The sequence below is a fragment of the Herbiconiux moechotypicola genome (assembly GCF_024979255.1).
Classification (GTDB): domain Bacteria; phylum Actinomycetota; class Actinomycetes; order Actinomycetales; family Microbacteriaceae; genus Herbiconiux; species Herbiconiux moechotypicola.
On the sequence record NZ_JANLCN010000026.1, the window covers coordinates 1 to 4413 of the forward strand.

4 protein-coding genes are annotated in these 4413 nt (G+C 61.9%); 3 read left to right on the top strand and 1 reads right to left on the bottom strand.

Translation table 11 applies throughout. The annotated features are described in order from the left end of the window. Window positions 1-111 precede the first annotated feature (111 nt). Complete coding sequence (locus N1031_RS20330) at window positions 112-1533, bottom strand: hypothetical protein (RefSeq protein WP_259481782.1); 1422 nt, start codon at window positions 1531-1533, stop codon at window positions 112-114. A 214-nt stretch (window positions 1534-1747) separates the two neighbouring features. Here N1031_RS20330 and N1031_RS20335 point away from each other — a divergent pair, with 214 nt between their 5' ends. From N1031_RS20335 to N1031_RS20345, 3 genes are read left to right on the top strand one after another with little or no spacing between them, the layout of a single operon-like run. Next, a complete protein-coding gene (locus N1031_RS20335; RefSeq protein ID WP_259481783.1) occupies window positions 1748-2326 on the top strand; it encodes a recombinase family protein in 579 nt (192 codons plus the stop codon). Continuing rightward, window positions 2326-3522 (top strand): hypothetical protein, encoded by a 1197-nt coding sequence (locus N1031_RS20340; RefSeq protein ID WP_259481784.1) that lies wholly within the window; start codon window positions 2326-2328, stop codon window positions 3520-3522. Before N1031_RS20335 ends, N1031_RS20340 begins: the two co-directional genes overlap by 1 nt. 28 nt (window positions 3523-3550) lie before the next feature. Further along, the gene (locus N1031_RS20345) at window positions 3551-4354 is read left to right on the top strand and encodes a GIY-YIG nuclease family protein (protein ID WP_259481785.1); all 804 of its coding nucleotides are present in this window, start codon (window positions 3551-3553) and stop codon (window positions 4352-4354) included. Window positions 4355-4413 lie beyond the last annotated feature (59 nt).

Here is a 4413-nt window from a genome sequence, read left to right on the forward strand (position 1 = left end):
ACCATTGCGGGGTCTACGCGCCGGTGTGTCCAGTGCGAAGGTGCCCACTTTGTATTGACATAACGTCAATTATCCGCGGTGCAAAAGCATGTGTCACAGACACATCAGAGCCTACGGTCGAACGATAATTACTTTCTCCGGAGATTCTGGCCGCTGCTGGTCACCCTTCGTGTAGGAGGCAATCCATTTCATCTTCGTAATGACATTGCCTGCGTCATCGCGGCCGAGTGATGGGTAGGGCTGACGGCGCCAGTGGCCACGAACGCTCCAGGCGGGCCTGTCAGTGGAGAAGCTGGGGTCATCATGCCGGTAGACCTTGGCGTGCTTCGTGCCAGCTTTCACCCGCACGATCGTGAGGTCGGCCGGATCGGAAATGGCACCCGGTGGTGTGCCGTCATGGCGCACGCGCGAGGATTCGGTGACATTGCCTTGCGACATCAGTGCCCAGACCGCGGCCACGAGCTTCTGTTCCGGTCGGGACTGGTCCCAGACCGGAACAAACGGCAGCCGTCCTGACAGAGGCGCTCCGACTTCCTTCGGTTCCCGGCCGACCCCCGCCGCGAAAGCGCGCATCCGCCACATAGCCTCACCCTGCCGAAACCACACCGCTCGGACGTGACGTTCGGTGCCATCAGGCCGGTGCATGATGACGGGGCGGGCGAAGATCCATAACCCGTTGAGATGGACTGGGAGAGGGTCCAGTGGTTCGTCGCTATCCAGGCTGTCGACGGCGAGTTGCATTAGCTCCTCGTGCAGAAGGAACGCTTCTTCCGGGCCATCGCCCGGCGTGCTGAGGTCAGCCTTGAGATCTGGAACGTGGTGCGGATGGAAAATCTGCGCTTTGGGGGCCAGCCGAGCCGGCGGTCCCGTCAAGATCTCGGGAATGGGCTGCAGGGTGGTGGCGTCCAGAAATGGGCCGGTAGGGTTCGCGTGAAAGGAGCGTCCGAACCAGGCTCGCTTGTTGGGAACGTCGATTCCAATGAACACGTTCGGAGGCATCAGGGCCCGGTCGCGGTACGCGCGATCGATCGTCCTGAGAGGATCGAGAAGTGCCTTGCGGTCGGTACCACGCGGGGGCACCCACGACTGCCGGTCGCGCGTGGACAGACCATATTCTGGCCGTGCGGAGGCCTCGTGAAATACGATGACGGTCCCATCTGGGGGCAGGTTGTCGCTGCGTAGCAGGAGCTCGAACAAATCCGGGATCATCCTTCTGACCCCATCATCGTGCTCGGCGGCGAGCAGCTGCTTGGGTGCCGGACGGATCTGGGGCTTCGGCCCTGCCGCCTTCCCGCGGCCCGGCGGTGTTCGAGCTGGTTCGCGGTGAGGCGACGCAGCAGGCGGCGTGCTTTGCGGCGGGCCCGCTGGGGCCGGCGGCAGGCCCAATGCGGCTCGCAGCAGGCGGGTCTGGGCTGCATCGAGCCGCTTCGTGGGCTCGGTGACGTCGACACCCAGTCTTGCTAAAGCATTCAGTGCGGTCGTCGTATCGGTCCTGGCTTCATTGGCAATTTCAAAGACGCGCTGACTCCCCATAACTCGATGATGGCGGATACCGCAGGGCCGCGTCATGAGTCGTTCCCCGCTCGAGAACCCATGAGTGGAGAGCCTCGTTCGCCGAGCGCGTCGTCTCGATAGGGGATCGTGCACCGGACGCCCGAACGAACACCCCGACACGCCGAAACGGCGCGTCTCGTTTACCTAGTCCGAAATAGGTTCCGGTGACCGGGGGCTATGTGAGACTGCCCACATGACCGAAACCCTCATCGGCTACGCCCGCGTCTCCACCGACGCCCAAGACGTCACTGCTCAGACGATTGCTCTCACGCAGCTCGGCGTCGCACCCGAGCGCATCTACGTCGACCACGGCCGCAGCGGCACCAACCGCGATCGACCCGGACTCGGGAAGGCGCTGGCCGCATGCCGCGCCGGCGACACGCTCGTGGTGACCAAGCTCGATCGCCTTGCCCGATCAATCCCGGATGCACGAGACATCGCCACCGAGCTGGCCGACGGTGGCATCCGGTTGAGCCTGGGGGGAGCCGTGCACGACCCCATCGGCCGGCTGCTGTTTAACGTCCTCGCGATGGTCGCGGAGTTCGAGGTCGACCTGCTCCGTGCGCGAACTCGCGAGGGTATGCAGATTGCCAGGAGCAAGGGCCGGCTGAAGGGGCGTCGCCCGAAGCTCAGCCCTGCCCAAGAGCGTCATCTGGTAGCGCTGCACACGGCCGGCGGCCACAGCATTGCCGAGCTGTGTGAGCTGTTCGGAGTGGGTCGCGCCACGGTCTACCGTGCTGTCGAGCGCTCGCGAGTGGTTCAGGATCGTTGATGGTCGAACGAGCGAATCCAGTGGACGTTGCACTTGAATACGTTCTGAGCGGAGATCGGCTGCATGGCGTACGTGCGTTCAGGATCGGCGAGGAGCGCGCTGCGGTTCTTGCGCTTAGAGCTAATTCGTTGCTCGAGTATGTGTGCGCGGTGAACCTTGACCTGGCGAAGAGCGAGCGTCAGCGTGCTGACGCTCTTGCCGTCGAGGCTGAGCGTCGTCGTCCGAGTGGGAGAAGAGTGAACTCGGTCGCAGAGTCTCAGCGATTGCGGGAGGATGCCGCGCGGCGCCTGGCCATTGCCGAGGACGCCGAGTCTGCAGCATTGCTAGCGATCGGCGAATCGGATCTTTCGGCGGCTCGCCGTGCGGTGGCCCATTTGAGTGAGGCCAAGACCGGGTCGGGATCGGACTCGGCCGAGCAGGAATGGCCGAACGCGTTGGAAGTGACGGAACGCCTTCGTAAGTGGCAGCGGAAGCGGCTGCGGTGGCAGTTCGTGAGAGGTCGAGCCGAGCAGGGTGTGCGCTTAAGCGGGGGAGCTCTCTCACTATCTCTATTCGACCAGTACCGGCTCGGAGGTGCATCGCTGACGCGACGGACCGAGAGCGGAAGCCCAGGGACCATCGGTTCGGCCGTGGAACTCTTGGGCCGATGGGACCTAGGAGAAGACCCGCGTGCGAGTGTGGGGAACAAGGCTGCCGCCTTGGAAGCGATTCGAGCAGTCCGCCGCGGTGAGCACACGGAAAGTGGTACTGGTCGCGTAGCAGCGATGTTTCGGACGTCAGAATTTGATGACCTCGACGAGCTGGAGTGGCTGGAAGGTGAGAACGACGAGACGCTGGAGCATATCGCTGAGATGCGCGCACGTATTGCTCGATGCTTTGAGCGATTCGGTCGACCCGACCGCCCCGGAACTTGGGCGGTGCATTCTGAGCGATTTCAGCTCGATGGACATATCGACTTTGTAACCCCGGACACTATTTGGGATCTGAAGGTGTCCGCCACTGCACCTGATCGCGTTGATATCCTCCAGCTGTTGCTCTACTGGATCACGTTCTGTGATGATCCGGCGAACAGCCGAGAGATCGCCTACCTCGGGATCTACAACCCGCGGGTGGACCTTGTCTGGCGGATCGCGACTACGAAGATACCCAGGGATGTGTTGGTGGCGGTTGAGTCGCTCGCACTAAGCGAGCCATGATCTCTTTACCGAGAGTGCGGAGGTCGCGATGCTGATCCTGAACTACGAGGGGCCGGAACGACCGCGGCGCAGGTGGGCGAAAGCTTTCACTCTCGCGCCTGATGAAGAGCCGGTGGAGCACTTCGGGGAGGTCAGGCTCCCCGGAAAGTACGGCCATCGGTTGATGCGAGAAAGATACGCCCTCGCCGACAAGAAGCTGACAGTACATCTGCCGCGCGATTGGAGCCCGTCGCTTTGGGACGCAATGGATTCGTGGTTCGAAGATGAAGACCATCGGATCTATACCGACGCTCACTGTGCGGAGCTCCGCGAGGAGGCTCTGGTGAACTTCGATCTCAACATGGCTTTCTTCGCCCAAATTCCGCAGGCGTCCTTCGACGAAGCCGTCAGCACCATGCTCAAGCGAAAAAAGCAGCTCCGGCCCATCATGGACCTCAAAGAATTGGACGGCAGGGAGGGTCTCTACGTGATGGTGCTGGACGACTACCGGCAAACATATATAGGGCAGTCGAGTGATATGCGGCGCCGTATTAAGAATCACTGGGCCGGGACGAAGAAATTGGATCGGCTCGTCTTCGGGCCGGTGCACGAATCGGTGATGTCCATCGACGCGTTCAGAGCCCTTGATACGACTCGCATCTTCGCCGCAGTGACGTCACGAGCTGACGCGTTAGAAGCCTGCGTGGTTAGGACCTTTCCGGCTGACTACCGACTCAATCGCATCGGTGGTGGAATTCTCACCAAGATGCGTGCGCTTTTCATCAAGAATGAAATGAATCGCCGCCAGCTCTCGTCGCAGGCTGCGGTCATGCTCGAGAACGTTGACACCTAGGGCGTGTCTGACAAAGGTTGACGGTTGCGGCTGAGAGTCTTTGAGGGTGTCGCGGTTTC

Excerpts from the sequence above, each read along its gene's own strand:
- N1031_RS20330 (WP_259481782.1), bottom strand. The coding sequence starts at position 1,533 with ATGGGGAGTCAGCGCGTCTTTGAAATTGCCAATGAAGCCAGGACCGAT.
- N1031_RS20340 (WP_259481784.1), top strand. The coding sequence starts at position 2,326 with ATGGTCGAACGAGCGAATCCAGTGGACGTTGCACTTGAATACGTTCTG.
- N1031_RS20345 (WP_259481785.1), top strand. The coding sequence starts at position 3,551 with ATGCTGATCCTGAACTACGAGGGGCCGGAACGACCGCGGCGCAGGTGG.
- N1031_RS20335 (WP_259481783.1), top strand. The coding sequence starts at position 1,748 with ATGACCGAAACCCTCATCGGCTACGCCCGCGTCTCCACCGACGCCCAA.